26 protein-coding genes and 1 pseudogene are annotated in these 25,121 nt (G+C 48.3%); 19 read left to right on the top strand and 8 right to left on the bottom strand.

All coding sequences use genetic code 11. From position 1 onward, the window contains the following. From ESZ91_RS10695 to ESZ91_RS10725, 7 genes and pseudogenes are all read right to left on the bottom strand, one after another. A pseudogene (locus ESZ91_RS10695) lies at nucleotides 1–274 on the bottom strand (restriction endonuclease subunit S); the annotation flags it as partial. Continuing rightward, nucleotides 271–1,782 (bottom strand): class I SAM-dependent DNA methyltransferase, encoded by a 1,512-nt coding sequence (locus ESZ91_RS10700; RefSeq protein ID WP_129227123.1) that lies wholly within the window; start codon nucleotides 1,780–1,782, stop codon nucleotides 271–273. The gene ESZ91_RS10700 and the pseudogene ESZ91_RS10695, both read right to left, overlap by 4 nt. Before the next feature lie 3 nt (nucleotides 1,783–1,785). Further along, on the bottom strand, nucleotides 1,786–4,149 hold the full coding sequence (hsdR, locus tag ESZ91_RS10705) for an EcoAI/FtnUII family type I restriction enzme subunit R (protein WP_129227126.1): 2,364 nt from the start codon (nucleotides 4,147–4,149) through the stop codon (nucleotides 1,786–1,788). Nucleotides 4,150–4,207: 58 nt separating this feature from the next. Beyond that, nucleotides 4,208–5,548, bottom strand: coding sequence for a tetratricopeptide repeat protein (locus ESZ91_RS10710; RefSeq protein ID WP_129227128.1), 1,341 nt, complete (start codon nucleotides 5,546–5,548; stop codon nucleotides 4,208–4,210). Between the two features lie 12 nt (nucleotides 5,549–5,560). Next, nucleotides 5,561–7,363 (bottom strand): ribonuclease HIII, encoded by a 1,803-nt coding sequence (gene rnhC, locus ESZ91_RS11680; RefSeq protein WP_161971150.1) that lies wholly within the window; start codon nucleotides 7,361–7,363, stop codon nucleotides 5,561–5,563. 44 nt (nucleotides 7,364–7,407) lie between these two features. After that, nucleotides 7,408–8,271, bottom strand: coding sequence for a nucleotidyl transferase AbiEii/AbiGii toxin family protein (locus ESZ91_RS10720; RefSeq protein ID WP_129227130.1), 864 nt, complete (start codon nucleotides 8,269–8,271; stop codon nucleotides 7,408–7,410). Beyond that, nucleotides 8,272–8,859, bottom strand: a complete 588-nt coding sequence (locus ESZ91_RS10725; RefSeq protein ID WP_129227132.1) for a type IV toxin-antitoxin system AbiEi family antitoxin domain-containing protein — start codon at nucleotides 8,857–8,859, stop codon at nucleotides 8,272–8,274. A 613-nt stretch (nucleotides 8,860–9,472) separates the two neighbouring features. Between ESZ91_RS10725 and ESZ91_RS10735 the strand changes: the two genes are divergently transcribed. From ESZ91_RS10735 to ESZ91_RS10745, 3 genes are all read left to right on the top strand, one after another. Continuing rightward, entirely contained in the window at nucleotides 9,473–9,748 is a 276-nt protein-coding gene (locus tag ESZ91_RS10735; protein WP_129227134.1) for an HU family DNA-binding protein, read from the top strand. A gap of 137 nt (nucleotides 9,749–9,885) precedes the next feature. Then, on the top strand, nucleotides 9,886–10,626 hold the full coding sequence (locus tag ESZ91_RS10740; RefSeq protein ID WP_129227136.1) for an ATP-binding cassette domain-containing protein: 741 nt from the start codon (nucleotides 9,886–9,888) through the stop codon (nucleotides 10,624–10,626). Continuing rightward, a complete protein-coding gene (locus tag ESZ91_RS10745) occupies nucleotides 10,610–11,527 on the top strand; it encodes a SufB/SufD family protein (protein ID WP_129227138.1) in 918 nt (305 codons plus the stop codon). The genes ESZ91_RS10740 and ESZ91_RS10745 overlap by 17 nt, the downstream gene beginning before the upstream one ends. Before the next feature lie 99 nt (nucleotides 11,528–11,626). On the opposite strand, the gene ESZ91_RS10750 is transcribed toward ESZ91_RS10745, so the two are convergent. Next, entirely contained in the window at nucleotides 11,627–12,352 is a 726-nt protein-coding gene (locus ESZ91_RS10750) for a phosphatase (protein ID WP_129227140.1), read from the bottom strand. 192 nt (nucleotides 12,353–12,544) lie between these two features. On the opposite strand from ESZ91_RS10750, the gene ESZ91_RS10755 reads away from it, so the two are divergent. The 16 genes from ESZ91_RS10755 to ESZ91_RS10830 all read left to right on the top strand — a co-directional run bounded on the left by ESZ91_RS10755 (nucleotide 12,545) and on the right by ESZ91_RS10830 (nucleotide 25,092). Beyond that, a complete protein-coding gene (locus tag ESZ91_RS10755; RefSeq protein ID WP_129227142.1) occupies nucleotides 12,545–15,052 on the top strand; it encodes a glycyl radical protein in 2,508 nt (835 codons plus the stop codon). Between the two features lie 3 nt (nucleotides 15,053–15,055). Continuing rightward, the gene (locus ESZ91_RS10760) at nucleotides 15,056–15,853 is read left to right on the top strand and encodes a glycyl-radical enzyme activating protein (protein WP_129227144.1); all 798 of its coding nucleotides are present in this window, start codon (nucleotides 15,056–15,058) and stop codon (nucleotides 15,851–15,853) included. A gap of 17 nt (nucleotides 15,854–15,870) precedes the next feature. Continuing rightward, complete coding sequence (locus tag ESZ91_RS10765; RefSeq protein ID WP_177814721.1) at nucleotides 15,871–16,236, top strand: BMC domain-containing protein; 366 nt, start codon at nucleotides 15,871–15,873, stop codon at nucleotides 16,234–16,236. A gap of 1 nt (nucleotide 16,237) precedes the next feature. Beyond that, entirely contained in the window at nucleotides 16,238–16,702 is a 465-nt protein-coding gene (locus ESZ91_RS10770; protein WP_129227148.1) for a EutP/PduV family microcompartment system protein, read from the top strand. A gap of 118 nt (nucleotides 16,703–16,820) precedes the next feature. After that, a complete protein-coding gene (locus tag ESZ91_RS10775) occupies nucleotides 16,821–17,627 on the top strand; it encodes a class II aldolase/adducin family protein (RefSeq protein ID WP_129227150.1) in 807 nt (268 codons plus the stop codon). Nucleotides 17,628–17,631: 4 nt separating this feature from the next. Further along, nucleotides 17,632–18,144: a GlcG/HbpS family heme-binding protein gene (locus tag ESZ91_RS10780; RefSeq protein WP_129227152.1), complete on the top strand. Its 513-nt coding sequence runs from the start codon at nucleotides 17,632–17,634 to the stop codon at nucleotides 18,142–18,144. After that, nucleotides 18,138–19,523 (top strand): aldehyde dehydrogenase family protein, encoded by a 1,386-nt coding sequence (locus ESZ91_RS10785; protein WP_129227154.1) that lies wholly within the window; start codon nucleotides 18,138–18,140, stop codon nucleotides 19,521–19,523. The genes ESZ91_RS10780 and ESZ91_RS10785 overlap by 7 nt, the downstream gene beginning before the upstream one ends. Before the next feature lie 15 nt (nucleotides 19,524–19,538). Beyond that, nucleotides 19,539–20,753: a zinc-dependent alcohol dehydrogenase gene (locus ESZ91_RS10790; protein ID WP_129227156.1), complete on the top strand. Its 1,215-nt coding sequence runs from the start codon at nucleotides 19,539–19,541 to the stop codon at nucleotides 20,751–20,753. Nucleotides 20,754–20,766: 13 nt separating this feature from the next. After that, nucleotides 20,767–21,081, top strand: coding sequence for a BMC domain-containing protein (locus ESZ91_RS10795; protein ID WP_129227158.1), 315 nt, complete (start codon nucleotides 20,767–20,769; stop codon nucleotides 21,079–21,081). A gap of 42 nt (nucleotides 21,082–21,123) precedes the next feature. Then, nucleotides 21,124–21,399, top strand: a complete 276-nt coding sequence (locus ESZ91_RS10800; protein WP_129227160.1) for a BMC domain-containing protein — start codon at nucleotides 21,124–21,126, stop codon at nucleotides 21,397–21,399. Nucleotides 21,400–21,423: 24 nt separating this feature from the next. Further along, nucleotides 21,424–21,747, top strand: coding sequence for a BMC domain-containing protein (locus tag ESZ91_RS10805; RefSeq protein ID WP_129227162.1), 324 nt, complete (start codon nucleotides 21,424–21,426; stop codon nucleotides 21,745–21,747). A 72-nt stretch (nucleotides 21,748–21,819) separates the two neighbouring features. Beyond that, nucleotides 21,820–22,101, top strand: a complete 282-nt coding sequence (locus tag ESZ91_RS10810) for a BMC domain-containing protein (protein WP_129227164.1) — start codon at nucleotides 21,820–21,822, stop codon at nucleotides 22,099–22,101. Between the two features lie 179 nt (nucleotides 22,102–22,280). Next, entirely contained in the window at nucleotides 22,281–22,922 is a 642-nt protein-coding gene (gene pduL / locus ESZ91_RS10815) for a phosphate propanoyltransferase (protein ID WP_129227166.1), read from the top strand. 17 nt (nucleotides 22,923–22,939) lie between these two features. Continuing rightward, nucleotides 22,940–23,203 carry a EutN/CcmL family microcompartment protein gene (locus ESZ91_RS10820; RefSeq protein WP_129227168.1) on the top strand — a complete coding sequence of 88 codons (264 nt, stop codon included), beginning with the start codon at nucleotides 22,940–22,942 and terminating at the stop codon, nucleotides 23,201–23,203. 6 nt (nucleotides 23,204–23,209) lie between these two features. After that, nucleotides 23,210–24,547 (top strand): 4Fe-4S dicluster domain-containing protein, encoded by a 1,338-nt coding sequence (locus ESZ91_RS10825; protein WP_129227170.1) that lies wholly within the window; start codon nucleotides 23,210–23,212, stop codon nucleotides 24,545–24,547. Next, nucleotides 24,544–25,092: a BMC domain-containing protein gene (locus tag ESZ91_RS10830; protein WP_129227172.1), complete on the top strand. Its 549-nt coding sequence runs from the start codon at nucleotides 24,544–24,546 to the stop codon at nucleotides 25,090–25,092. The genes ESZ91_RS10825 and ESZ91_RS10830 overlap by 4 nt, the downstream gene beginning before the upstream one ends. Nucleotides 25,093–25,121: the final 29 nt, after the last annotated feature.

Below are 25,121 nucleotides of genomic sequence, written 5' to 3' on the forward strand. Positions count from 1 at the left end.
TATATTCCCACCCGTCGGGCAATTCAAAGTCTATTTCTTCGGTTATATCTTTGATTTCATTCCCGACCTTCTCATAATGGCGATTATCATCACCCTTAAAGATGACTGAATCGACTTTATCTTTTTTGATTTTACCTTCTTTAATAAGCTGTTGTTTTTCGGCACGGATGCGTTCGAGCAACACGGAAGCAGGCTCGTCGTTCGGATTTTGCGGGACGAGCTTGCCTTGAATGGCTAATTGAAGGATTGATTTTCTTAATTGTTCTGCTTTCATTCTTTATTCCCCAAAAGCGTCATAATTTCGGCAAGCACTCGGTCAATGTTCGCATCCAAACTTGCGCGTTTTTCACGATATTGTTGGATCAAATCCTGTGGAGCAAGAATTTCTTCCTCTTCGTGGGGGAATCCGCAAAGGTCGATATTGTAACCGAGCGCAGCAATCTCTTCAACCGTATATTTCTTTGCCTTCGGAGCATCATCAACAATAATTTCTTCACGGTTGTTCCACCATTCCATGGCAGGGGTGAAATGTTCCAGCTTCATCGGCTTAGTCTTGGAAAAATGCTTATACCCTTGAGGCATATCCAAACGGTAGAACCAAGTTTCTTTGGTCGGGCGAGTCTTATCGAAGAAAAGAATATTCGTTGTAATAGAAGTATAGGGGGCAAATACGCTGCCCGGCATGCGAATCACAGTATGCAAATTGAAGTCTGACAGTAACTTCTTTTTGATTGAAACTTTCGCATTATCCGTACCGAATAAAAAGCCGTCAGGTAAAATCACTGCAGCACGGCCGTTTTCTTTCAGCCGATACATAATGACCGACATAAAAAGATCGGCTGTTTCGCTGCTCGCCAAATCGGACGGAAAGTGATTTTTTACATCTGCCTTTTCATTCCCGCCATATGGGGGATTCATTAAAACGACATCAAATTTATCCTTGTCGGTATAATCTAAAATGTTCTGTAGCAATGAATTTCCATAGTAAATTTGCGGGGTATCGACATCATGCAAAAGCATATTGGTTACGCACAAAATATACGGGAATTGCTTCTTTTCAATGCCGTAAATAGAATTATAAATTTTTTCGACATCGTCCGTATTTTTCTTTTTCGTTTCCAGCTCTTTCAGCCAGCTTATCAAAAAGCCGCCTGTTCCGCAGGCAAAGTCCGCACAGTGTTCTCCGACCTGTGGATTGATCATTTTCGCCATAAAATCGGTAACTGCACGTGGCGTGTAAAATTCGCCCGACGAACCGGCGCTCTGCAATTCGCGCAGGATCGTTTCATAAATTTCGCCGAATGCATGGCTTTCTTCATAATCGCTTAAATCCAACTCATCAATTACGCTAATGACCTGACGAAGAAGAACGCCGTCTTTCATATAGGTGTTTGCATCTTCGAATGTGGTTTTAACGATTGCTTTTTTAATCGGAGTAGTGGGGTCGACTTGAATTCCTTTTATAAGAATATTACCGTTAGGATCTTTAATGTCCTTACCTTTCAGCACGGAGAATAAGATATTATTCACAAAGTTCATCAGCGCATCGCCGGTCATTCCTTTACCCGATTCTTCGTGCGCCCAATTTCGCCAACGGCAAGGCTCGGGAATAATAGACTGATATTTTTCATCTTCAAATTCCCAGTCCTGCTCCTTAGTGTCATAGACCTTTAAGAACAAAAGCCAAGCGATCTGTTCGATACGCTGTGCGTCGCCGTTGATACCTGCATCATTGCGCATAATATCGCGCAAACGTTTGATAAATCCTGAAATGTTACTCATTTGTTATGCCGCCTTATAAATTTCATTTTCGAGTTCTCTTACCGCCCGTATATAACCTTCTCTTCCTCCGAAGAGTTGAGCGATTTTTGCGGGCTTGCCAAACTTGACAAACGGATCGAGTTTGAGAATATCCATATCCTCAATTTCATAGATACCGCTATCTGCGTATTTTTCCAGCAATGCTTCAAGTATCGCCCGTGCTTCGCCACCGTATTTTGCAAATACGTTACGTTTTTTAACATTCTCGGCTCGTTCCCGCCGCGTCAAAGGTTTTTGATTAAAGGCAATGTGACAGATGAAATCAAAGTCATCAACATCACTCATACCTTCATTCGCTTTGACCTGTTCCAGGTCAATACCGTGTTCGCTGAACAATTCTTGAATTTTAGCCTTTTTCTCTTCTGCAGACCATTGCAAAATAAAATTGTCCAAAGAAGAGAATGTTCCATAGATATTTGCCTTTGTATAATCAATGATACTTTCTTGCCGCAATAGTTTTCCGTCCGTATCATAAACGGAAACCATTCGCTGCGAAACCGTTACTTTACAACCTCGACTATCAACCACATATTTGTGTTCAGGCTCTACAGGGGGTGTAGGCATGATGACCGGTTCGCCGTCAGGTTCTTTGGGGTCGACGTGGCGAAATTCTTCGTCTTGTTCAATCGGACCATCCCAATCGGGATCGGCGAACAATCTGGTTACGCCACGGAAATCCATAATTACAAAGTGCGTTTTCCCGTCTTCATAGCGTAATCTTGTACCGCGACCGATAATTTGCTTAAATTCTGTCATTGAACCGATCATTTCGTCAATGACGATCAGTTTTACCATTTTGCAGTCTGCGCCGGTAGAAAGGAGCTTTGAAGTAGTGGCAATCACCGGGTATTTGGCAGATGCGGAAATAAAATATTTCAACTTGCTCTTTCCATACTCGTCGCTACCTGTGATCCGCACGATATAATCCGGATTTTCGGCGCACATATCGGCGTTCAACTTTCGGAGAGCAACACGCATCCGTTCCGCCGCGTCTTCCGTTGCGCAGAATACAATCGTCTTTGCCATTCTGTCGGTCGCTTTGAGATAATTTGTAATCTCATTTGCGACCATGTCGATTCGATCTTGAATGATAATATTGTAATCGTAGTCGCTGTTATTGTAGATACGATCTTCGATTTCATACCCATATATATCGCATTGGCCTTTCCGAGGACGCCATTCATCGTCGATATCGGTTATTATGCGTATGACCTTGAATGGCGCAAGGAATCCGTCGTCAATGCCTTCTTTCAAACTATACTTATAAATCGGTTCGCCAAAGTAGTCAATGTTGGAAATATACGCCGTTTCCTTCGGCGTGGCAGTCATACCAATTTGCGTTGCGGAAGAAAAGTATTCCAACACTTTACGCCAACGGCTTTCTTCTTTTGCGCTGCCGCGGTGACACTCATCTACAATAATTAAATCGAAAAAGTCTTTGTCGAATAGTTGCTTATAGTGAGCAAGCGTTTCCTCGTCCGTTTCTTCTTCGGTTGTTTTATTCCCAACAAGTTGTTGGTAAAGAGAAAAATATACCTGATGAGAAGTAATTGTGGTGCGGTTATCCTTCGCAAAATTGATTTTGTGGATAACTTTTTCAAGCGGCTTAAAATCTCCGCTTATTGTCTGATCGACAAGATTATTACGGTCGGCAAGATAAAGTATCTTTTGTTTTATGCCACTCTGTAGCAGCCGATATACAATTTGAAATGCCGTGTAAGTTTTACCCGTGCCCGTTGCCATAACAAGCAAAATGCGATTTTGGTTTTTTGCTATCGCGTCCATCGTGCGATTTACGGCAACTTGCTGGTAATATCTAGGGGGATAGGTGCTTTGGCTGGTATAATACGGTTGGTTAATGAGAGTGCGCTCCGCTTCCGATAATCCTTGTCCATCGTTTATTTCTTTTTGATAGCGCGCAAACAATTCTTCTGGGGAGGGAAACTCGTCCAACGCAATTTCGCGTTCAACGCCGGTAATAAAATCAAATTCTTGGAATGCATCGCCGTTAGAGCTATATGCGAACTTGACGTCGAGCATTTGAGCATAGAGCATTGCCTGTTGCATGCCGAAAGATACGCTGTGGTTATTGTCCTTTGCTTCAACCACGGCGAGCGGATTGTTTTTGTTATAGTAGAGTATGTAGTCGGCTTTTTTAGGAGCTTCGCGGCTGACTTTATTTCCTCGTAGATTTACCTTACCGTCAGTAAAATTGACTTTAGTTTCCATAGTGATTTTATCCAGCCAGCCTTTTGCCAAAATCGCCGGTGTGATAAAATTCAATTTGATGTCTTCTTCAGTCATTTGTTTTTTATCTATAATGCCCATAGTGCTCTCCTATGTTCCTATAATTCTGTATTATCGGAAGTTGATGGGAAAATTATAATTATTTTCTTATAGGTATAATGGCAATAGCCTCTTCCGTATTTTGTTGTTTTTTCTTGTCAAAAGACTCAACTATAACAAAATCCACATTGTCTCCAACTTTAGACAAATCAGATTTTCCAAAGAAATTTTTATATTGAAAATAATACGGTTTATCGGCTTGTATAAAACCACCGCGGTGCCCTGGGAATATTTTTAGTATGCGGCCATGTTTTACGCCGACCTTATTATGTAAGATGGTTATCCAATGTTTTCTAATATCGACAAACCGAATTGGCGTCATTGCGCTGATTTTATTATTTAATGTTTGGCTTACGGTCCAATCGTTTTCTTCTCGTATTTGTCTGGCAAAATTATAATTTTCTTGAGCTAAATCTATTACCTGTATGCTAGTAAAAATATCGCCAATAGATTCGATCAACTTTACTTTCATTTTTTCAGGATCTTTTGTGCAGGCAGCGCGCAACATAAAAATTAGCGCCTGATTTGTTTCATTTTTTCTTAAATAGAATTTTCCAAGTTCATATAATAAAAACCATTTATCACTAATCACAATTAGTTTTTTTAATGTTATTATAGCATCATCAATATGCCCTAGATTGTCTAATGCTAAAGCAACTCTGCGTTCCAGCCAAATATTATTGTCATAATGAAAATTTTCTATTTCATCAATTGCTGTTGTACAACATAAAATACAATCTTCATATTGCTTATCACGAAATAATAAATCCGATTTTAACTGAAAATAGGTTTCTTTATCTGAAGCCGTTTCGCGTTCTTTGCCTGCATGATCCGTATATTGAGTGGGAATAGAGGACAAGTCCTCAGGATCTATCAAATTGATAATAGAAAGCATTTTACCATTATAACTTTTGTTTGTTTTGATTAAAACTCTTATCACTGATAATGCGCAATAGTTAAATGAAGGGAGTTGACTATCTTGTTCTGCGAATTCAATAATTTCATGAAGTAAAAATAATTTATCCAGGACTATATCTTCATATGGATAATCAGGTTTTCTTATGGACTTGACATATTTATCATTTATAACCCATGTGTATAGATTTAATATGTAGGAAAAAGGACGCTTTTGATATGAGGGTAGATTTTGATTGTGATATGTTTTATATATATAACTGCAAACATTTTCTGCCTCATCAAGTTCTCCTAACTTTTTTGAGCAATTTGCGTATTGATGAGCGTCCCAAAATTCCTGAGTATCGGAAAAATGTGCCCATAATTCCTTACATAAAGGCAGAGCTTCATTGTAATCTTCAATTGAAGGATTTCTATCACGAAGAAGAGACTTCGTTTTTTGTCGCAATTCAATTAAATTTTCCATAGATTAGTCCTTTTAATTAATAATCTTTTGTGTTGTTTTAAAATGCAGTTTAACAAAACATTTTAGTTTATCTATTCCACCCAAAAAATAAATTTTCTTTGCGGCTTCTTCAACGACGGGATTAACTCCTTTTGCAATTGGTATTTTAACAGTTTTTTCTATTTTATCTAACTCTTCTAAAAAACGAGCTCTTGCAAGAATTGATGCTGCAGCAACTCCTATGTCACGTTCTCCTTTTGGGGTCTGCAATAACTTAACTTGTTTCCCTTTTTCCATTAAAGCATTATTTATTATAGTTTCATCACCAAACTGATCTGCTATTGCATGCTCACACGTATTAAGAGCAAGTAAATTTTCGATTGCTCTAGCGTGTCCCCATCCGAGCACGCGATTTAAATTTTTTCCCATCTCTTCATATAAACTGTTATACCTTTCTGGTCCAATACATATTATTGAAAATTTATCTTTTCCTAATAATTCACGTATTTTTTGAGCCAATCCTAAATTTTTACTATCCGAATTATTTTTACTATCTCTAACACCTAACTCTGCAAGTATTTTTTCTTCATGTTTAGATACATATACTCCTGCAATAACTAAAGGGCCAAAATAATCCCCCTTGCCAGATTCATCCGTACCAATATGACAATCTAATATGGGAATTTCTTTAATCTCATTGTTGCTTGTTGAAACAGAGGATTTATGTACAAGCATTTGTTCTTCGGAATATCCATTTTTAATTATCACCTGGTAAGCCGTAGTAATAGCATCGCATACCGCTCCAATTTTCATTTCTGCTTGCTCAATAGTAATAAGATCTGAAATATCATTATTCCTGGCTGGATCTGAATGCATTTCCAAACAGCGAATTCCTTCCCATGCCGCAATTAATGATTTATTGATTGCCCCATCCCTTCGTATATCTTTAATATACTTTGAAAACTTTTCGCCTCTAAGCCAATTTCCGATATTAGCAATTTCTGGATTTTTTTGATATTCTTCTAATGTAAACGCCCGTTTATCCATCATCATTTTTAATATAAACCCCTCAAAGGCTTTAGCAACAGGGTAAACTATAGGATTATACACAGGAAGTTCAATAGAATTTTCTTTGATTGCTTGCAAAAGACCAAATGCCGTTACTATTTGTTTTTTATCTGTTAAAGATAGATAGTCATAAGCATCTGTTGATAACGCCTTTTTTGCTTTATCGCAATATTCGTCAAACCCAATAATTTGTTCAATTGCTTTTTGAGTTTCCGCTTGTTTTTCTTTCGCAACATAAGTCAAGGCTTCTTCTTTGTTAGAAATTGGAGCATAAATATTTATAATTTCTTTTATCTTATCTACAAGTAAAGAATCAAGCCCTTGTAGTAACAATTTTCCTGAGTTAAACTGAGTAACTGTTATATGATAATTTTCTTCTGTTACATCTAAAATATAAGTAATTGTATCTTTTTTTGCTGGTTTCTCTGTAGTAACAAATGAACTTATGATTGCTTGTTTAATATCTAAAAATTTATCAGAATGGACAGTAAAACTAGCATAGATAGGAATGGACTCAATTCGTTTTTCTTGCATACACAAGTTTTCTAGAAAAGCAATTATTTCAGTGGTTTCTTTTTCAACATAAATTTTTGAAGTTTTAGACTTACTACAATAAAGTATTATTGCAGCGCCATTTTGGAAAATAAATTTTGTTCCATGTTGAATTGATGTTTCTTTGAGAATAATAATACCCGCAGTACTCAAAGCATCCTTTAGTTTACTTATGCCAATTGCTTCTTCATAACAATATTCATACGTTTTTCCCATAATCATTCTCCTTATCTTAATAGCTATTTCTAGGTTCAAGCCTTTTAAGCATTTAATCCTTTCGTAATCTCCATAAAGAATTCCGTACTCCAAATGTTCAACTTGGTTTTATCTTTGATAAAGGGGATTACGTCTTGTTTGGCTTGTTCGTAGTCGATTGCGGCGAAGCGTTCGTTCAGCATGGAAATCAGAGCTTCGCAGGTAAGGTTAAAATCCTTATCGATAAATCCGGAGTCCACGAGCCTTGCCTTTAGGTGCGGCATATTGACCGCAACGTTTCGCGAGAGATAGAAAATATAGTCGTACAAGTCCCTGCCTTTGACACGGGTTTTCCACGCACGGCAGATGACGGCGTGGAGTTTGCCCGCAAACAGTGATGGCATATCGTACAGTTTTACTTGATAGGGCGACGGCAGCAATCGGTACTTGTTTTCAAACGTCGCAAAAGCAGGGGGATTAGTATCGACCTCGAACTTGATTTTAATTACCTCGGACGGATTGATTTTCGTCGCGTTCTGTTCGTCTTTGTAAACGCTTAAAATATGTTCCTTGGTGTTGCCTTTCAGGAAAGCCGATTTGATATTGGAGTCTGCTGTCTTGACCTTTTCTTCCACCTTGAAATTCAGTCCGACGGCATGCAGTTCGCTCTCCAAAACCGAGAAATATTTTTTCAGTTCAAAATCGGCGTCGGGCGCTATTAGCGAAAAGTCTAAGTCTTCGGAAAATCGGTCAAGTCCATAAAAGATACGTAATGCCGTTCCACCGTAAAACGCGGCGTCTTTGAAAAATCCTGCGCGTGAAAGTCCGCATAGTGCGACTTCCTGTATGACTTCGGTCAGTGCGTTCTTTTCGTCGCTTTGCGACTGCGTGGGATATAGGGCAAGCATTTGGCTTAAAATTGTCTGCATTTATTTTCCTCCGTCGATCAGCTTTGCAAGATATTTATGATTAGTCGATTTGTAAAGCGGCGCAAGCTGTCTGATGTCGTCCAAGTTCAACTGCCAAAAGTCGCTCTCATCGACGCGCAAATCGTCGAACAGTAACACCCGCATTGCCTTGATTGAACCTACGGGTGATATGGTGTACAGTTTGTCGCACAGCGCTTTTTCAGGCGTGGCGATCTGATAGGAATAACCGTTTTCTTCACGAATTTTCACGCCTAAATTGTAGACGGCGGCAGGGACGTCCCTGTATATGAATACGCCGAATGCGTTGTCGTACTGCTTTGCTTTGCCTTTACGGAACGTTGCGGACGTGTAAGTCCGGAAAATCGCTTCGGGAATCAGTGAACACATCGACAGCACATAATCGAAAGAAAGATAAGACGGACCGTAGATTGCGCCCGCAAGATATTTGCCGTCCGCACGCGCGTCGGTTTCGTATAACCCTCGCGTGATTTGCGTCAATCGCCCGGATTGTACTTCGCGGCGTATCTTCCCTTTCACGTCGGTGTAATCCTTGAATTGTAATGCTAAACTGTCAAACGTTAAAACCATTGTTTTCTCCTATTGGTTTTATTATATCAAACTTTTCGGCGAAAATCAATACCTTTGGGGAAATTTGTTATAAATATTTCGATAAAATGTAAGAATTGAGATGCTATCGGGATATTGACGCCTTTGCATTCGGTAAATTTAGGACAACGAACAATTTTTTCTTTGTTTTTGTTTTCCTAAAACACGCTGCAATCCAATCGGCTGATACTCATCAAGAACGCCCTGAAACTGTTCGAAACGGTCTAAAAAATCTAAAATGGTGGTAAATGGTAGTAAATGCGGCGAAAAACCGTTACTACCATTTTTCTTTGAATTGTGGTCAAATAATAAAAAAACGGCGGAAAGGCACAAGATATTGTGTCTTTTTCGCCGTTTTTATCTTTTTAGAACACTTTCTCTTTTTGCGGTAGAGCACGTCCTTGGTAAGGACGAGGTCGCGGGTTCAAATCCCGCTAACAGCTCCAAAAAGCGCCTATCGAACCGATAGGCGCTTTTTCATCTTACCATTAGTATAAAATACCGCGGGAAAAAAATTGTTTGAAAAGGTTGCCATTCCTCTTGTTTTATGGTAAAATGTAAACACTTACTTTTATAGTAACAGGAGGAAATTCATATGAATAAAAGTGATTTCATCGCAAAACTTGCCGAAGATACCGCTATGAAAAAGAGCGATGCGGAAAAGTTTCTGGACGCGTTCGTTGCGAACGTCAAAGAGATTCTGATCAGCGGCGACAAATTGCAACTCGTCGGGTTCGGCACGTTCGAGACGAAAGAGCGCAGCGAAAAAGAGGGCGTAAATCCTGCTACGGGTGAAAAGATTACCATTGCAGCCTGCAAAGTTCCCGCTTTCAAGCCCGGGAAAATTTTTAAAGAAGAACTCAATCGCTGAAACCTGTAAAAAAATGAAAAACCGCCGCAACGGTGGTTTTTTTCATGTGGCGGGAAAATGATTTGACAGAACCGTGACAAAAAAACTATAATATTGCCAAGGAAAACGCGCGCGGAATCGGCGCGGCGGGAGTATTTATGATCGAGCTCAAAAATGTGTGCTATTCCGTCAAGGACGAGAGGACGGGAGAAAAACAGACGATTCTGGAAAACGTAAATCTGACTTTTCCCGAAAAGAGCATTACCGTCATCACGGGCCCGAACGGGAGCGGTAAATCCACCCTCATCAAATTGCTGATGGGCATCGAAAAGCCGACTTCGGGTAAAATATATTTCGGAAACGAAGAAATTCAAAACAAAACTATTACCGAACGCGCGAAACTCGGCTTTACGATCGCATTTCAGCAGCCCGTACGTTTCAAGGGCATCACCGTAAAAAAACTTCTCGACGTTGCGAGCGGCAAAAAACTGACGCAGAACGAACTGTGCGACTGCCTCTCCGTTGTGGGGCTCTGCGCGCGCAATTATATCGACCGCACCGTAGACGGCACACTGTCGGGCGGGGAACTCAAACGCATCGAACTTGCCATGACCATCGCCAAGGGCGGCGAGGTGTTTTTGCTGGACGAGCCAGAAGCGGGCATCGATCTCTGGAGTTTCGAAGATCTCGTGACCTTATTCAAAAAATTGCACGACAAGACGGTCATCATCGTCAGCCATCAGAACCGTATTTTGGAAACCGCGGATAAAATAGTGCTGTTCGAGGGCGATAAAACTTTCCTCGAGGGCGGGCGCGACGAAATTTTATGCCGCATTACCGACCGTCCCAACGGATGCTGGAAAAACGTCAAGGAGGCTGACAATGGACAATCTCGATAAAGAACTGTTGGAAACCATTGCGGATCTGCACGGTATTCCCGAGGGAAGTTTCAATATCCGTAAAAACGGGCAGTTGTTGGCGCGCAATTCCACCGCAGACATCGAAATCGTTCCCAAAACGGATAAGGACGGCATTGATATCATCGTAAAGGCGGGCGTCACGAACAGATCTGTGCATATACCCGTATTGTTGACCGTTGGGGATTTCCATGACACCGTATACAACGATTTTTATATCGGCGAGGGAGCGGACGTGACTATCGTCGCGGGGTGCGGTATTCATAACGACAGCGCGTGCGCATCTGAACACGACGGCATCCACACCTTTTATCTTTCTGAAAATTCCAAAGTGCGCTATGTGGAAAAACATTACGCGTCGGGAAACGGTGAAGGAAAAAAGGTGTTCGATCCCGTGACCTATATTTTCTTGAAAGAAGGCGCGGAGTTCGTGATGGAATCCACGCAGTTGGGCGGCGTCACCTATACCGACCGCAAGACGGTTGCAACCGTAGGCAAAAAAGCGCGGCTCGTCGTCAAGGAGAAACTTCTCACAGACGGCGAAGAGGTGGCGAAAACTTCCTTCCGCGTTTTGTTGAAAGGGAGAGAGAGCAGCGCCGATATCGTCAGCCGCAGCGTAGCGAAGGGGAACAGTTCGCAGTTTTTCAAATCGGACATGGTGGGGAAAAACGCCTGTTTCGGGCATGTGGAATGCGACGGCATTCTTTTGGGCGGAGCGCGCATCGTTTCCACGCCGAAGATCGACGCGGTCAGCCCCGAAGCGAGCCTCGTACACGAGGCCGCCGTGGGCAAGATCGCGGGAGAACAACTTTTGAAACTGATGAGCCTGGGACTTTCCGAACAGGAAGCCGAGGACATGATCATTCAGGGTTTTTTGAATTAATCAATATATAAGCAGCCCCCGTACGGTAAACCACCGTGCGGGGGCTGCTTATAAAATCAGGAAATAGAATTTCGGATAAACCGAAATGAGGTGAGCGTTTTAAGGTTTGCGATGGCTTTTCAATATCGAAAAGAAAAGCGCTTCGTTCGCGTTGACGAGTAAATTTTCGGGAAAAGCGCATTCGCGGATCAATGCCTCTGCGTAGGTAAAATTTCCCACGTGCGCCGCGCCGTGACTGTCCGATCCCATAGCAACGACCACTTTATGCTTTTCGCACAACGCCAGAAGTTCGGCGTCGCGCTCTTTCGCGTTGCCGCGGTAGCCGCCGGGCGTCAGGGAAGCATTATTCAATTCGATCATCGTATTCGCGTCTGCGCAGGCTCTGACGAGTTCTTCGGCAAAAAGGGGATATTTTTCGTCGTCGGGATGTCCCACGATGTCTATTTTACCCGTGCGCACCGCCGCCACGAGCGCCGCCGTGTTTTCCTTCGCGCTCCTGGGCGCAAAGCAGGGCGGGTGCTGGCTCACAATGACGATATCCATTTCTTCCAGAATATCGCTTCGAAGCCCGAGCGTGCCTTCGGTATCGAGCACGTCCGCTTCGGTGCCGTAGAGGATGCGCACGCCGAAGCGCGTTTTTTCACAATATTTGAGATTGCGGAAATAACTTTCCTTTGCGGAGCCGGGAACGGAAGGCGAATGATCGGTGATCGCAAGGACGCTCAGTCCCGCCGTTTTTGCGGCGCGGGCAAGGTCCGTCGCGGTATCCGTCGTAAAATGACCGCTCGCGATGGTATGGGTATGTGTGTCGATCTTCGCTTTCATGATACTATTATAGCGCGTGTTTTCAGAAAAAACAACAATTTTACACACATTTCTCAAAAATAAATTCAGATAATCCACACAAGTCAACAAAAAATATTCAAAAAACCACAAATTTTTCACGTGAACCTATTGACAAGCGAAGCAATGTATCGTATAATAAAAACGAATGAAAAAGAGAGGAAGGGAAGTATTATGGCTAAGTATTATTCTGAAACGATAGCGATGAGAGACCGAATCGCGAGGCTGAAAGACGATCTCTTCAAAAAAATGCCCGAAATCGAATCCGCGCGAGCGCGTCTGATCACCGAATCCTATCGAATGACAGAGGGCGAACCGATGATCACCCGGCGTGCGAAGGCGTTTTTGCATATCTTGCAAAACATTCCCATCATCATCCGCGACGAGGAACTGGTCGTGGGCAGTACGACGCTGGCGCCGCGCGGGTGTCAGACCTATCCCGAGTTTTCCTATGAATGGCTGGAAGCGGAATTCGACACGGTAGCGACGCGTTCCGCCGACCCTTTCTATATTTCCGAAGACGCAAAACGCGAGATCGCGGAGGCGGACAAGTACTGGAAGGGCAAGACGACGAGCGAACTTGCCACTTCCTATATGTCGCCCGAGGCGATACGAGCCATCGACCACAATATCTTCACGCCCGGAAACTATTTCTATAACGGCGTGGGGCACGTGACCGTACATTACGACTGGATCCTCGCGGTCGGTTTTAAGGGGATCGCCGCGAAAGCGAAAAAGGCTTTGGAAGAGGCCGACTTCGGCGACGCCGATTATGCAAAGCGTTCGCACTTTTTAAACGCGGTCATCCTGAGTTGCGAGGCTGCGATCATCTATGCCGAGCGTTACAGCGATCTCGCAAGGAAAATGGCGGAAAAGGAAACGGACGCCGAGCGCAAGCGCGAACTTTTGCAGATTTCCGAAAACTGCGCGAACGTTCCCGCGAACGGCGCGAGATCGTTCTGGGAAGCGTGTCAGGCATTCTGGTTCGTACAGCAACTTTTGCAGATCGAATCGAGCGGTCATTCCATTTCGCCGGGAAGATTCGACCAATATATGTATCCATATTATAAAGCAGATCTCGAAAAGGGTGCGATCACGCGCGAATTCGCGCAGGAACTCATCGACTGTATATGGGTCAAACTCAACGATCTGAATAAATGCCGCGACGCCGCGAGCGCGGAAGGCTTTGCCGGGTACAGCCTGTTCCAGAACCTCATCGTGGGCGGACAGAATGCCGAAGGACTGGACGTCACAAACGATCTGTCTTTTATGTGCATCAGCGCGTCCATGCACGTGATGCTGCCGCAGCCGTCGCTCTCCATCCGCGTGTGGAACGGAAGCCCGCACGATCTGCTCATTCATGCGGCGACGCTTACCCGTACGGGCGTGGGACTTCCCGCGTACTATAACGACGAAGTCGTCATCCCTTCGCTGATGAGCCGCGGTCTGACTTTGCAGGACGCGCGCGAGTACAATATCATCGGCTGCGTCGAACCGCAGAAAGCGGGCAAGACGGAAGGTTGGCACGACGCGGCGTTTTTCAATATGTGCCGACCGCTTGAACTCGTGTTCTCCGACGGCATGGAGAACGGTGAACTCGTCGGTATACATACGGGCGACGTGGCGCAGATGACTACTTTCGAAGAATTCTACGACGCCTACAAAAAACAGATGAATTACGCGATCTCGCTGCTTGTCAACGCAGACAACGCCATCGACGTGGCGCACGCGGAGCGCTGCCCGCTGCCTTTCCTTTCGGGCATGATCGAGGATTGTATCGGGCGCGGCAAGACGGTGCAGGAAGGCGGCGCGATCTATAACTTTACGGGGCCGCAGGGCTTCGGCATCGCCAACATGGCGGACTCTCTGTACGTCATCAAAAAATTGGTGTTCGAGGAAAAGAAACTCACTCTCGCCCAGTTCCGCGAGGCGCTCGCCGAGAATTACGGCAAGGGACTGCCTGCCTCGAAGACGGCGCAGGTCGTTGCGGAAACGGTCAAAGAACTGCGCGCGGCGGGAAAACAGGTTTCTCCCGAAGAGATCGCCGCGGCGGTCGCTCAGTTGACGAAACCTACCGACAAATACGATAAACTTTTGGAAATGATCGAGGAAGTGCCGAAGTTCGGCAACGATATCGAGGAAGTGGACGCGTTCGCACGCGACGTGGCGTACACTTACACCCGCCCGCTGGAAACTTTCAAAAACCCGCGCGGCGGTATGTTCCAGGCGGGGCTGTACCCCGTTTCGGCAAACGTACCGCTCGGCGCGCAAACGGGCGCGACGCCCGACGGCAGGCTCGCGGGAAGACCCGTGGCGGACGGCGTTTCTCCCTCTGCGGGAAAGGACGTGCACGGTCCGACCGCGGCGGCGAATTCCGTTTCCAGGCTCGACCATTATATCGCGTCCAACGGCACGCTGTTCAATCAGAAGTTCCATCCGTCCGCTTTGAGCGGACGCGCGGGACTGGAAAATTTCGTGGCACTCATTCGCTCCTATTTCGATCAGAAAGGCAGCCATATGCAGTTCAACGTCGTTTCGCGCGAAACTTTGCTGGACGCGCAGAAGTATCCCGAAAAATACAAGCACCTCGTCGTGCGTGTCGCGGGATACAGCGCCCTCTTTACCACGCTGTCGCGCAGTTTGCAGGACGACATCATCAACCGTACCGAACAGGGATTGTAAATCATGGCTGAAAAATACTTGGACACGAAGGGACGGATCTTCGACATACAGAGATTTTCCATTCACGACGGAAAGGGGATACGCACCATCGTATTTTTAAAGGGATGCGTGCTCCGATGTAAATGGTGCTGTAATCCCGAATCGCAGGAATATCGGATCCAGACGATGACCGTACAGGGCAAGCCCAAGGTCATAGGGCAGGACGTGACCGTGCGCGAAGTGCTGGAAACGGTGGAAAAAGACCGCACGTACTACCGCCGCAGCGGCGGGGGGCTCACCTTATCCGGCGGCGAGAGCCTGTGCCAGCCCGATTTTTGCGAAGCGCTTTTGCACGGGGCGAAAGATCTGGGGCTGACGACCGCGATGGAGAGCATGGCGTGCGCAGAATATTCCGTCATCGAACGTATTCTCCCGTATCTCGACACCTATTTAATGGATATCAAACATACGGACCCGCAAAAGCATCGCGAATTCACGGGTAAGAGCAACGAACTGATGCTGGAAAACGCGAAAAAGGTCGCGGCGAGCGGCATGACCGAACTCATTATCCGCGTCCCCGTGATACCGACCTTTAACGCGACGGTCGGAGAGATTTCTTCCATCGCGGAATTTGCGGCGAAACTTCCCGGGGTGAAACGTCTGCATTTACTGCCGTATCACCGTTTGGGACAGGATAAATACGAAGGACTGGGAAGGGAATACGAACTCAAACATATTCTTCCGCCCGCAAACGAAACCATGCAGGAACTTCTGCGCGCGGCGCAGAGAGTATCGGGCCTGGATTGCCAGATCGGAGGTTGACATTGAAACTCGACGATATGTTAAACGACAAGAGCGGAAAACTGCGCATCGTACAGGAACTTGTTCCCGGCAAACAGATCACCATCGCGCACGTCATCGCCAATCCCGATAAAGTGCTGTATCAGAAACTCGGGCTCAACCCCGCCATCGATTACAGTAAATCCGCGATCGGTATCGTGACGGTCAGCCCTGCGGAAACGGCGATCATACTGGGAGATATCTCCATCAAAGCCGCGGGCATCGAACTCGGGTTCGTAGACCGTTTCAGCGGCACGCTCATCGTGACGGGTACCGTTTCCGAAGTCGAGGCGGCGCTCTCCGCGCTCATGGATTACGCCGAAAATATTCTGGGCTTTACCTGCTGCAAAATAACAAAGACGTAATATGCGCAAGATATTACTGATAGGACGCACGGGCGCGGGCAAGACCACGCTGACGCAGGCGCTGAAAGGGGAAAAACTCGACTATAAAAAAACGCAGTATATCAACTTTCAGGGCGCTCTCATCGATACGCCCGGCGAATATATCGAAACAAAGCATCTGGGCTACGCCATCGCCCTGTACGCCTACGAGGCGGACGTGGTGGGGCTGCTGATGTCGTCCACGGAACCCTTCTCGCTCTATCCGCCCAACGTGACGGGGATGGTCAACCGAGAAGTGGTGGGGATCGTGACCAAGATCGACGATCCCGAGGGCGATCCGGAACGCGCCGCCGCCTGGCTGAGGCTGACGGGCTGCGAAAAAATATTCTACGTTTCCTCCGTTTCGGGAGAGGGGATCGCCGAAATTTTCGACTATTTGAAGGAAGATGGCGACGTTCTTCCCTGGGAAACCGAAAATAAACAGTAATCAACAAAATCCCACAAAAATATTTTCATTATTTTGTATTAAAGTGTTGACTTGTGTGGGATTTGGTTGTATAATGTACATGAACAATAAATAAAAACCAATATTAGGAGAGGTAAAAATGGTAAACGAGTTCGAAATCAAAAAAGAGATTTGCGACATTGGCAAGCGTATCTACAACCGCGGCATGGTTGCTGCAAACGACGGTAATATTTCCGTTAAACTCAACGACCACGAATTTCTTTGCACCCCCACGGGCGTGAGCAAAGGTTTCATGACTCCCGAATACATCTGCAAAGTCGACGAAAACGGACAGGTCATTCAGGCGAATAAGGGATTCAAGCCTTCTTCCGAGATCAAAATGCATATGCGCGTTTACAAAGAGCGCCCCGACGTGCAATCGGTCGTGCACGCGCATCCCATGTATGCGACCGCTTTCGCGATCGCGGGCATTCCTTTGACGCAGCCCATCATGCCCGAAGCCGTCATCGCTCTGGGATGCGTTCCCATCGCGGAATACGGCACGCCTTCCACCGAGGAGATCCCCAACGCGGTTTCCAAATACCTGCAGTATTTCGACGCCGTCCTCTTGGAGAATCACGGCGCGCTCGCTTACTCCGACTCTCTTTTGAACGCTTATCATAAAATGGAATCCGTAGAATTCTACGCGCAGCTTCTTTTCCTTTCCAGACAACTCGGCGGCCCGAAGGAACTCTCCAAAGCGCAGGTCGAAAGACTGTATGAGATCCGCCGTCAGTTCGGCTTGAAGGGCAAGCACCCCGCCAACGTGTGCCTCAACGCGAAGGACGGCAAACCCAGTTGCCATTCGTGCGGCGGCTGTGCGAACACCGAAAAATCCTGTGCCGCTTCCGATGAGGACGTGGTTGCCGCGATCACCAAAAAGGTGATGAAGGAACTCGGCCTGTAAGCGTATGAATGAAAAAGAGATAGCCGCGGCGGTCGAAAAGATCGTCCGCTCGTCTCTTGCCGAACCGCAAAAAGAAGAGCACGTCTGCCGCTGCGGCAGTCACAAGATGACGCTGGAAAAGGCGAAAAAACTTGCCGAGGCCGTCCGTGAGCGCGCGCGCGAAATGGGCGTCAAGGCGGTCGTCGCCGTGGCGGACAAAGGCGGGAACCCCGTCCTCGTCGAGTCCATGGACGACGCGTATCTCGCCAGTTGGGATGTCGCTCTTCAAAAATCGTACACGGTCGTCGCTCTGAAAATGTCCACGCAAAAACTGGCGGCGCTTGCGGCGCCGGGCGGTTCTTTGTACGGCATACAGTTTACGAATCAGGGCAAAATCGTCATTTTCGGGGGCGGAGAACCTCTGGAGATCGACGGTAAGATCGTCGGCGGTTTGGGCGTCAGCGGCGGATCCGCAGAACAGGACACCGCGCTCGCCGCATTCGGCAGAGATAAATTTAAGGAGATTTCGGAATGTTGAACGAAAAAGCAGTTCAGGACATTGTGAAAGAAGTCGTAGCCAAGTTGAACCTCGGCGCGGAAGTCGAAACGGGAATGGGAATATTCACGGATATGAACGAAGCGATCGCGGCGGCAAAAAAGGCGCAGGCGATTTTGAAGAGAATGTCCATGGACCAAAGAGAAAAAATCATTTCCAACATTCGCAAAAAGACGCTGGAAAATGCTGAAACGCTCGCCCGTATGGGCGTAGAAGAAACCGGCATGGGAAATGTCGGACATAAAATTCTCAAACACCGTCTCGTGGCGGAAAAAACACCCGGGACGGAAGATATTCAGACGGTGGCATGGTCGGGAGACAGGGGATTGACTCTCATCGAAATGGGGCCCTTCGGCGTGATCGGCGCGATCACTCCCTGCACCAACCCGAGCGAAACCATTTTGTGCAACAGTATCGGCATGATCGCGGGCGGCAACACGGTCGTATTCAACCCGCACCCCGCCGCCATCAAGACCTCCAACTTCGCGGTACGCATGATCAACGAGGCGTCGCTTGAGGCGGGCGGTCCCGAAAATATCGCCTGCTCTTTGGTGAAACCTACCTTGCAGAGCAGCGAGATCATGATGAAACATAAAGATATTCCCCTGATCGCCGCGACAGGCGGTCCCGGCGTTGTGACCGCGGTGCTCTCATCGGGCAAGCGCGGCATCGGCGCGGGCGCGGGCAATCCTCCCGCACTCGTGGACGAAACGGCGGATATCCGCAAAGCGGCGGAAGACATCGTCAACGGCTGTACGTTCGACAACAACCTTCCCTGCATCGCGGAAAAGGAAGTCGTCGCCGTAGATTCCGTCGTGGAAGAACTCATGCACTATATGCTCACCGAGCAGGGCTGCTATCTCGCGAGCAAGGAAGAGCAGGATAAACTCGTCGCGACCGTTTTGACGCCCAAGGGGCTCAACCGTAAGTGCGTGGGAAGGAGCGCCAAGGCGCTGCTCGCCATGATCGGCGTGGACGTTCCCGACAGTATCCGCTGTATCATCTTTGAGGGAGAGAAAGAGCACCCGCTCATTTCCGAAGAGTTGATGATGCCCATTTTAGGCATCGTCCGCGCCAAGGATTTCGACGAAGCGGTCGAAAAAGCGGTATGGCTGGAACACGGCAACCGCCATTCGGCGCATATTCATTCCAAAAACGTAGATAATATCACGAAGTACGCGAAGGCGATCGATACGGCGATCCTCGTCAAAAACGGGCCTTCCTATTCCGCGATCGGGTTCGGCGGCGAAGGGTTCTGCACCTTTACGATCGCGAGCCGTACGGGCGAAGGCCTGACGTCTGCGGCTACGTTCACGAAGCGCCGCAGATGCGTCTTGTGCGACAGCCTATGTATCCGATAATGTAAGGAGAGTAAAATGGACGAAAAACAGTTGGCTGACATTGTCAGAAAAGTTCTGGAAGATATGACGGGCGGCGCGGCGAAATCCGCTCCCGCCGCAGCAAAGCCGAGCACGGCGTCCGCGGGTATTCCCAAGACAGCGCGCGTTGCCATGCTCGTCGAAAAAGAAAAATACGAGATCAAAGAATATCCGCTTCCCGCCGTCGGCGACGACGATATCCTCGTAAAAGTGGAAGGGTGCGGCATCTGCGGGACGGACGCGCACGAATTCAAGCGCGACCCGTTCAATCTCATTCCAGTCGTTCTCGGTCACGAGGGTACGGGCGAGATCGTCAAAATGGGCAAAAACGTCAAGAAGGACAGCGCGGGCAAAGATTTACATATCGGCGACAAAGTCGTGTCCTGCATGATCTTCAAAGACAATCCCGATATTACCATGTTCGATCTGAATAAGCAAAACGTGGGCGGCGCGGACGTGTACGGACTGCTCCCCGACGACGATATTCATTTCAACGGCTGGTTTGCCGATTACATTCTGATCCGCGGCGGCAGCACGGTATTCAACGTGAGCGATCTGGATCTGTATTCGAGAATCCTCATCGAGCCTTGCGCCGTTCTCATCCATGCGGTGGAACGCGCCAAGACGACGGGTATCCTGCGTTTCAACAGCCGCGTCGTCGTGCAGGGCTGCGGCCCGATCGGGCTGATCTGTATTGCGGTGCTGCGCACCATGGGCGTGGAGAATATCACCGCGGTGGACGGAGAACAGAAGCGCCTCGATTTCGCCAAAGAAATGGGCGCGAACAAATCCGTCAATTTCAAAGATCATAAGGGGATCGAAAACCTCGCGAAAGCGGTGGAAGAGAGTTTCGGCGGACATCCCGCGGATTTCGCTTTCCAATGCACGGGTTCGCCCGTCGCGCATTCCAATATCTATAAGTTCATCCGCAACGGCGGAGGCCTGTGCGAGTTGGGATTCTTCATCAACGGCGGCGACGCGACCATCAATCCCCATTTCGATATCTGCGCCAAAGAGATCACGACGGTCGGTTCCTGGGTCTATACCCTGCGCGACTACGCGACCACTTTCGATTTCTTGAAACGCGCCAACGGCATCGGACTTCCGATGTCCAAACTGATCACGCATACGTACCCGCTCGAAGAGATCAACGAAGGGCACAGAACAAACCTGAAAATGGAAGGTTTGAAGATCGCGATCATCAACAAATAAGCAGGTGTGATTTATGGCAAAAGCTGTCGGAATACTCGAAGTTTTCGGTTTGGTCGCGGGATTCGTCGCGGCGGACGCGGGCTGCAAAGCGGCTGACGTCGCGATCGAAAATTTCGATAAAAACAAACCCGGTAACGCGGACGCGCTTCCCGTGCCCCTCATCGTTTCCATCAAATTCCGTGGCGACGTTGCGGCGGTGGAAGCGGCGGTAGAGGCGGGAGCCGCTGCCGCGGAGCGCGTGTCGGGCGTAGTCAGCAGACATATTATTCCAAATCCCGAAGGGGATACCGAGAAGATGTTGAAGATCAACGCTCTCGATAAAAACTGAAAATATTTATAAAATCAGAATCATTTTAGGAGGATATACAAAATGGCTAAGGAAGCATTGGGCATGATTGAAACCAGAGGCTTGACGGCGGCGATCGAAGCGGCGGATGCAATGGTAAAAGCAGCGGAGGTCACCTTGATCGGCACCGAGAAGATCGGCAGTGGATTGGTCAGCGTGATGGTCAGAGGCGACGTAGGCGCCGTCAATGCGGCCGTGCAGGCGGGCGCTGCGAACGCCGCGAAACTCGGCGAGTTGGTAGCGACCCACGTAATTCCCCGTCCCCATCAGGACGTAGAAAAGATCCTTCCCAAACTTTAATCATTGGCGAAGCCGGAGGATATCATGGAAAGATCACTCGGATTCATCGAAATATCCGGCGTAACCGCGGCGATCGACGCTCTCGACATCATGTGCAAAACGGCGGATGTCGAACTTGTGAGCTGGGAAAGAAAACTCGGCGGCAGATTGGTCACTCTCATCGTGAGAGGGAACGTATCCGCCGTGACCGAAGCGGTAGAAGCTGCTGCGGCGCACGCGATCAAAAAGCCCGTCGCAAAAGCGGTCATCGCAAATCCGCATTCGGAAACGGAACGCATCGTTAAACTTTCGGCTTCCCGTCTCGAAAAGAAAGCGGGAAAAGCGGAACCGATGAAACACGACACTTGATTTCATAGGTAATTCGGGCAGACAGCCCATTTACGAATAAATTTGTTTAAATCTCTGAAGGAGGAGAAAGAAATGTCACTCGAAGCATTAGGTATGGTTGAAACGAGAGGTTTGGTAGCCGCAATCGAGGCTGCCGATGCTATGCTCAAAGCCGCGAACGTTACGCTGGTCGGCACCGAGAAGATCGGTAGCGGATTGGTCAGCGTGATGGTCAGGGGCGACGTCGGCGCCGTGAACGCTGCCGTGCAGGCAGGCGCTGCGAACGCGTCCAAACTCGGCGAGTTGGTAGCAACCCACGTAATTCCCCGTCCCCATTCCGACGTCGAGAAAATTCTTCCCCAGCTTAACAAATAAGTTACGGAAAATTCTCGGGTGTCAGCCTTGTAATTCACGTCCCGCCGTACGGCGGGACGGATACATTGCTTTTTGAATGTAACTGTTCTGTCGGAAAGCGGCAGGATATGGCTTTTGTTGCCCTTTTTTTCGGGCAGCGGTTTGTTATTTGAGGAAAATTTACCGAAAGGGGCGTTATCGTGGAAGAAAAGACCATTGAGCTGATCACAAAACTTGCGTTGCAGGCATTGGAAGAACAGCAAAACCATACGAACGGTTTTATGGTACCCGTCGGGGTATCCGCAAGGCACGTGCATCTTACCAAAGAACACGTGGAAGCGCTGTTCGGCGCGGGGCACACTTTACATAAGAAAAAAGATCTGATGGGCGGCCAGTTCGCCGCGGAAGAGTGCGTCACCATCGTCGGGCTAAAACTTCGCGCCATTGAAAACGTGCGCGTACTCGGACCTTGCCGCAGTAAATCGCAGGTGGAGATATCCGCCACAGACGCTTTGAAACTGGGAGTGAAAGCGCCCATCCGCGAATCGGGAAATATCGCAGGCAGCGCACCTATCGCTTTGGTAGGCCCCAAGGGCGCTATTTACCTGAACGAGGGCTGCATCATCGCGAAACGGCATATTCATATGTCCCCGAAAGACGCCGAAGCCGCAGGCGTCAAAGACGGCGACGTCGTATCCGTCAAGGCGGATAACGAGCGCGGCACCGTGTTCAACCACGTACAGATCCGCGTGCACGACAGTTTTACGCTGGAAATGCACATCGATACGGACGAGGCGAACGCGTCAAAAATCGTGACCGGCAGTACGGTCAGAATCATTTAACGGTCAGAGGTGTAAGAATGATCATCGGAAAGGTCGTCGGAAGCGTGGTATCCACGCGTAAATGTGACAATTTAGTCGGTAATAAATTCATGATCGTAGAGCCTATTCCGAGTTTGAAAGTGGACAACAGGATTGTCGCGATCGATAAAATCGGCGCCGGGATCGGCGAATACGTTCTCGTCGCGCAAGGGAGCGCCGCCCGTGTGGGCTGCGGTATACCCGATGCGCCCGTCGACGCGGCTATCGTAGGCATTTTGGACGAAGGGCAGAATTTGGAGTAATTACTTATGGAGATAAAAGAGCTTGCGGACTTGCTGCAAAAAAACGGCGTAGTCGGTGCGGGCGGAGCGGGGTTTCCCACGTACGCCAAGCTGGATAAACGGGCGGAAACAATTCTGATGAATTGTGCGGAGTGCGAACCTCTGTTAAAACTGCACCGCCAATTACTGGAAAAACACGCAGATGAGATCGTTTCGGCGTTCCATCTCGTCATGGAAACGGTGGGCGCGAAAGAAGCGATCATCGGCATTAAAAAAGAATATAAGAAAACCATCGAAGCCTTGAAGGGCGTCATTCCCAACTATTCGGGCGTACGGCTCGGATTGTTGGACGAAGTGTACCCCGCGGGCGACGAGGTCGTTTTGATATACGAAGTCACGGGCAAAGTCGTTCGTCCCGGCGGACTTCCCATCGAGAGCGGCGTCATCGTGTTCAACGTAGAGACGCTGTACAATCTTTCCCGCGCAATGCATAAGAGCGAACCCGTCGTCGATAAACTCGTCAGCGTGGTGGCGGAAGTCAACCGCCCCGTGACGCTCCGTATGCCCCTCGGCGCGACCGTGGAGGACGCGGTGCGGTTGGCGGGCGGCGCGAAAATCAAAAATCCCGTCTATTTCGTGGGCGGTCCCATGATGGGCAACATCATGCCCGGGTCTACGCCCATTACCAAGACGACGAATGCGATCCTTGTGCTTCCCGAAAATCATTATCTTGTCGAGCGCAAGCGGGCGAAACCCGAGATCATGTTGAAAAGGGCAGCGGCAAGTTGCTGCCAGTGCAGTATGTGTACGGATCTTTGCCCCCGCCATATGCTCGGGCATCCCATTCAGCCGCATCTCTTTATGCGCGCGGCGACCTGCAAGGACGTGCAGGATCCTTCGATTTTCGTCGATACGTTCTTTTGTTGCTCGTGCGGGCTGTGTGAACTGTATTCCTGTTTCCAGGGACTTTCTCCCAGAACGCTGATGGCGGAATATAAGAACGGACTGCGCGCGGCAGGCGTCAAACCGCCCGTCGTACAGGCTGCGCCCGTTCCCAGGGAAAGGGAACTGAGAAAAGCGCCCATGAAGCGTCTGATGGCGCGGCTCGATCTCGTGAAATACAACGTTCCCGCGCCGCTCGAAGATAAATGCGTGGGAGTGAAGAGCGTTAAAATTCCTCTGCGTCAGCACATCGGCGCGCCCGCCGTAGCGGCAGTGAAGGACGGGGACGTCGTCAAGCGCGGGCAGACGATCGCGGAACCTGCGAACGGGCTGAGCGTGGCGATCCACGCCTCGATCTGCGGCAGAGTGCGCGAAGCGAACGCGAACTACATAATTATTGACAGTACGGAGAATCAAGCATGAGTAAAGCAATCGGAATGGCGGAATTCAAGACGGTCTCCGCGGGTATCACCGCGGCGGACGCAATGGTAAAGACCGCCGACGTTGAAATCATTGAGGCGGAAACTGTCTGCCCCGGTAAATACATAGTCATTCTCACGGGCGAACTTTCCGCCGTGAACGCCTCCGTGGAAACGGCGAAGACCTTGCACGCGACGCATTTGATCGACAGTTTCGTGCTCGGCAATCCCGCCGAAGAGATCTTTCCCGCGATCTACGGCGCTTCGCACGTGGAAGTCGTCAATTCTCTCGGCATCATCGAGACGTACGACGCGGCTGCGATCATCGTCGCTGCGGATGAAGCGGCTAAGACTGCGGACGTTTCTTTGATCGAGATCCGCCTTGCCCGCGGTATGTGCGGAAAAAGTTATCTCTTATTGACGGGCGAAGTCGCGGCAGTGGAAGCGGCGATTAAGCGCGCGCAGAAATCCGTGGAGCCTCGCGGCATGTTCCTCGACAGTTCGGTGATCGCGCGGCCCGATCAGAAACTGATCAGCCAGATCTTATAAATTGCTTTGCAAATTCGGTGAACGTTTCC

The organism is Candidatus Borkfalkia ceftriaxoniphila, assembly GCF_004134775.1.
GTDB classification, from domain to species: Bacteria; Bacillota; Clostridia; order Christensenellales; family Borkfalkiaceae; genus Borkfalkia; species Borkfalkia ceftriaxoniphila.

Excerpts from the sequence above, each read along its gene's own strand:
- ESZ91_RS10700 (WP_129227123.1), bottom strand. The coding sequence starts at position 1,782 with ATGAGTAACATTTCAGGATTTATCAAACGTTTGCGCGATATTATGCGC.
- hsdR (WP_129227126.1), bottom strand. The coding sequence starts at position 4,149 with ATGGGCATTATAGATAAAAAACAAATGACTGAAGAAGACATCAAATTG.
- ESZ91_RS10710 (WP_129227128.1), bottom strand. The coding sequence starts at position 5,548 with ATGGAAAATTTAATTGAATTGCGACAAAAAACGAAGTCTCTTCTTCGT.
- rnhC (WP_161971150.1), bottom strand. The coding sequence starts at position 7,363 with ATGGGAAAAACGTATGAATATTGTTATGAAGAAGCAATTGGCATAAGT.
- ESZ91_RS10720 (WP_129227130.1), bottom strand. The coding sequence starts at position 8,271 with ATGCAGACAATTTTAAGCCAAATGCTTGCCCTATATCCCACGCAGTCG.
- ESZ91_RS10725 (WP_129227132.1), bottom strand. The coding sequence starts at position 8,859 with ATGGTTTTAACGTTTGACAGTTTAGCATTACAATTCAAGGATTACACC.
- ESZ91_RS10735 (WP_129227134.1), top strand. The coding sequence starts at position 9,473 with ATGAATAAAAGTGATTTCATCGCAAAACTTGCCGAAGATACCGCTATG.
- ESZ91_RS10740 (WP_129227136.1), top strand. The coding sequence starts at position 9,886 with ATGATCGAGCTCAAAAATGTGTGCTATTCCGTCAAGGACGAGAGGACG.
- ESZ91_RS10745 (WP_129227138.1), top strand. The coding sequence starts at position 10,610 with ATGGACAATCTCGATAAAGAACTGTTGGAAACCATTGCGGATCTGCAC.
- ESZ91_RS10750 (WP_129227140.1), bottom strand. The coding sequence starts at position 12,352 with ATGAAAGCGAAGATCGACACACATACCCATACCATCGCGAGCGGTCAT.
- ESZ91_RS10755 (WP_129227142.1), top strand. The coding sequence starts at position 12,545 with ATGGCTAAGTATTATTCTGAAACGATAGCGATGAGAGACCGAATCGCG.
- ESZ91_RS10760 (WP_129227144.1), top strand. The coding sequence starts at position 15,056 with ATGGCTGAAAAATACTTGGACACGAAGGGACGGATCTTCGACATACAG.
- ESZ91_RS10765 (WP_177814721.1), top strand. The coding sequence starts at position 15,871 with ATGTTAAACGACAAGAGCGGAAAACTGCGCATCGTACAGGAACTTGTT.
- ESZ91_RS10770 (WP_129227148.1), top strand. The coding sequence starts at position 16,238 with ATGCGCAAGATATTACTGATAGGACGCACGGGCGCGGGCAAGACCACG.
- ESZ91_RS10775 (WP_129227150.1), top strand. The coding sequence starts at position 16,821 with ATGGTAAACGAGTTCGAAATCAAAAAAGAGATTTGCGACATTGGCAAG.
- ESZ91_RS10780 (WP_129227152.1), top strand. The coding sequence starts at position 17,632 with ATGAATGAAAAAGAGATAGCCGCGGCGGTCGAAAAGATCGTCCGCTCG.
- ESZ91_RS10785 (WP_129227154.1), top strand. The coding sequence starts at position 18,138 with ATGTTGAACGAAAAAGCAGTTCAGGACATTGTGAAAGAAGTCGTAGCC.
- ESZ91_RS10790 (WP_129227156.1), top strand. The coding sequence starts at position 19,539 with ATGGACGAAAAACAGTTGGCTGACATTGTCAGAAAAGTTCTGGAAGAT.
- ESZ91_RS10795 (WP_129227158.1), top strand. The coding sequence starts at position 20,767 with ATGGCAAAAGCTGTCGGAATACTCGAAGTTTTCGGTTTGGTCGCGGGA.
- ESZ91_RS10800 (WP_129227160.1), top strand. The coding sequence starts at position 21,124 with ATGGCTAAGGAAGCATTGGGCATGATTGAAACCAGAGGCTTGACGGCG.
- ESZ91_RS10805 (WP_129227162.1), top strand. The coding sequence starts at position 21,424 with ATGGAAAGATCACTCGGATTCATCGAAATATCCGGCGTAACCGCGGCG.
- ESZ91_RS10810 (WP_129227164.1), top strand. The coding sequence starts at position 21,820 with ATGTCACTCGAAGCATTAGGTATGGTTGAAACGAGAGGTTTGGTAGCC.
- ESZ91_RS10820 (WP_129227168.1), top strand. The coding sequence starts at position 22,940 with ATGATCATCGGAAAGGTCGTCGGAAGCGTGGTATCCACGCGTAAATGT.
- ESZ91_RS10825 (WP_129227170.1), top strand. The coding sequence starts at position 23,210 with ATGGAGATAAAAGAGCTTGCGGACTTGCTGCAAAAAAACGGCGTAGTC.
- ESZ91_RS10830 (WP_129227172.1), top strand. The coding sequence starts at position 24,544 with ATGAGTAAAGCAATCGGAATGGCGGAATTCAAGACGGTCTCCGCGGGT.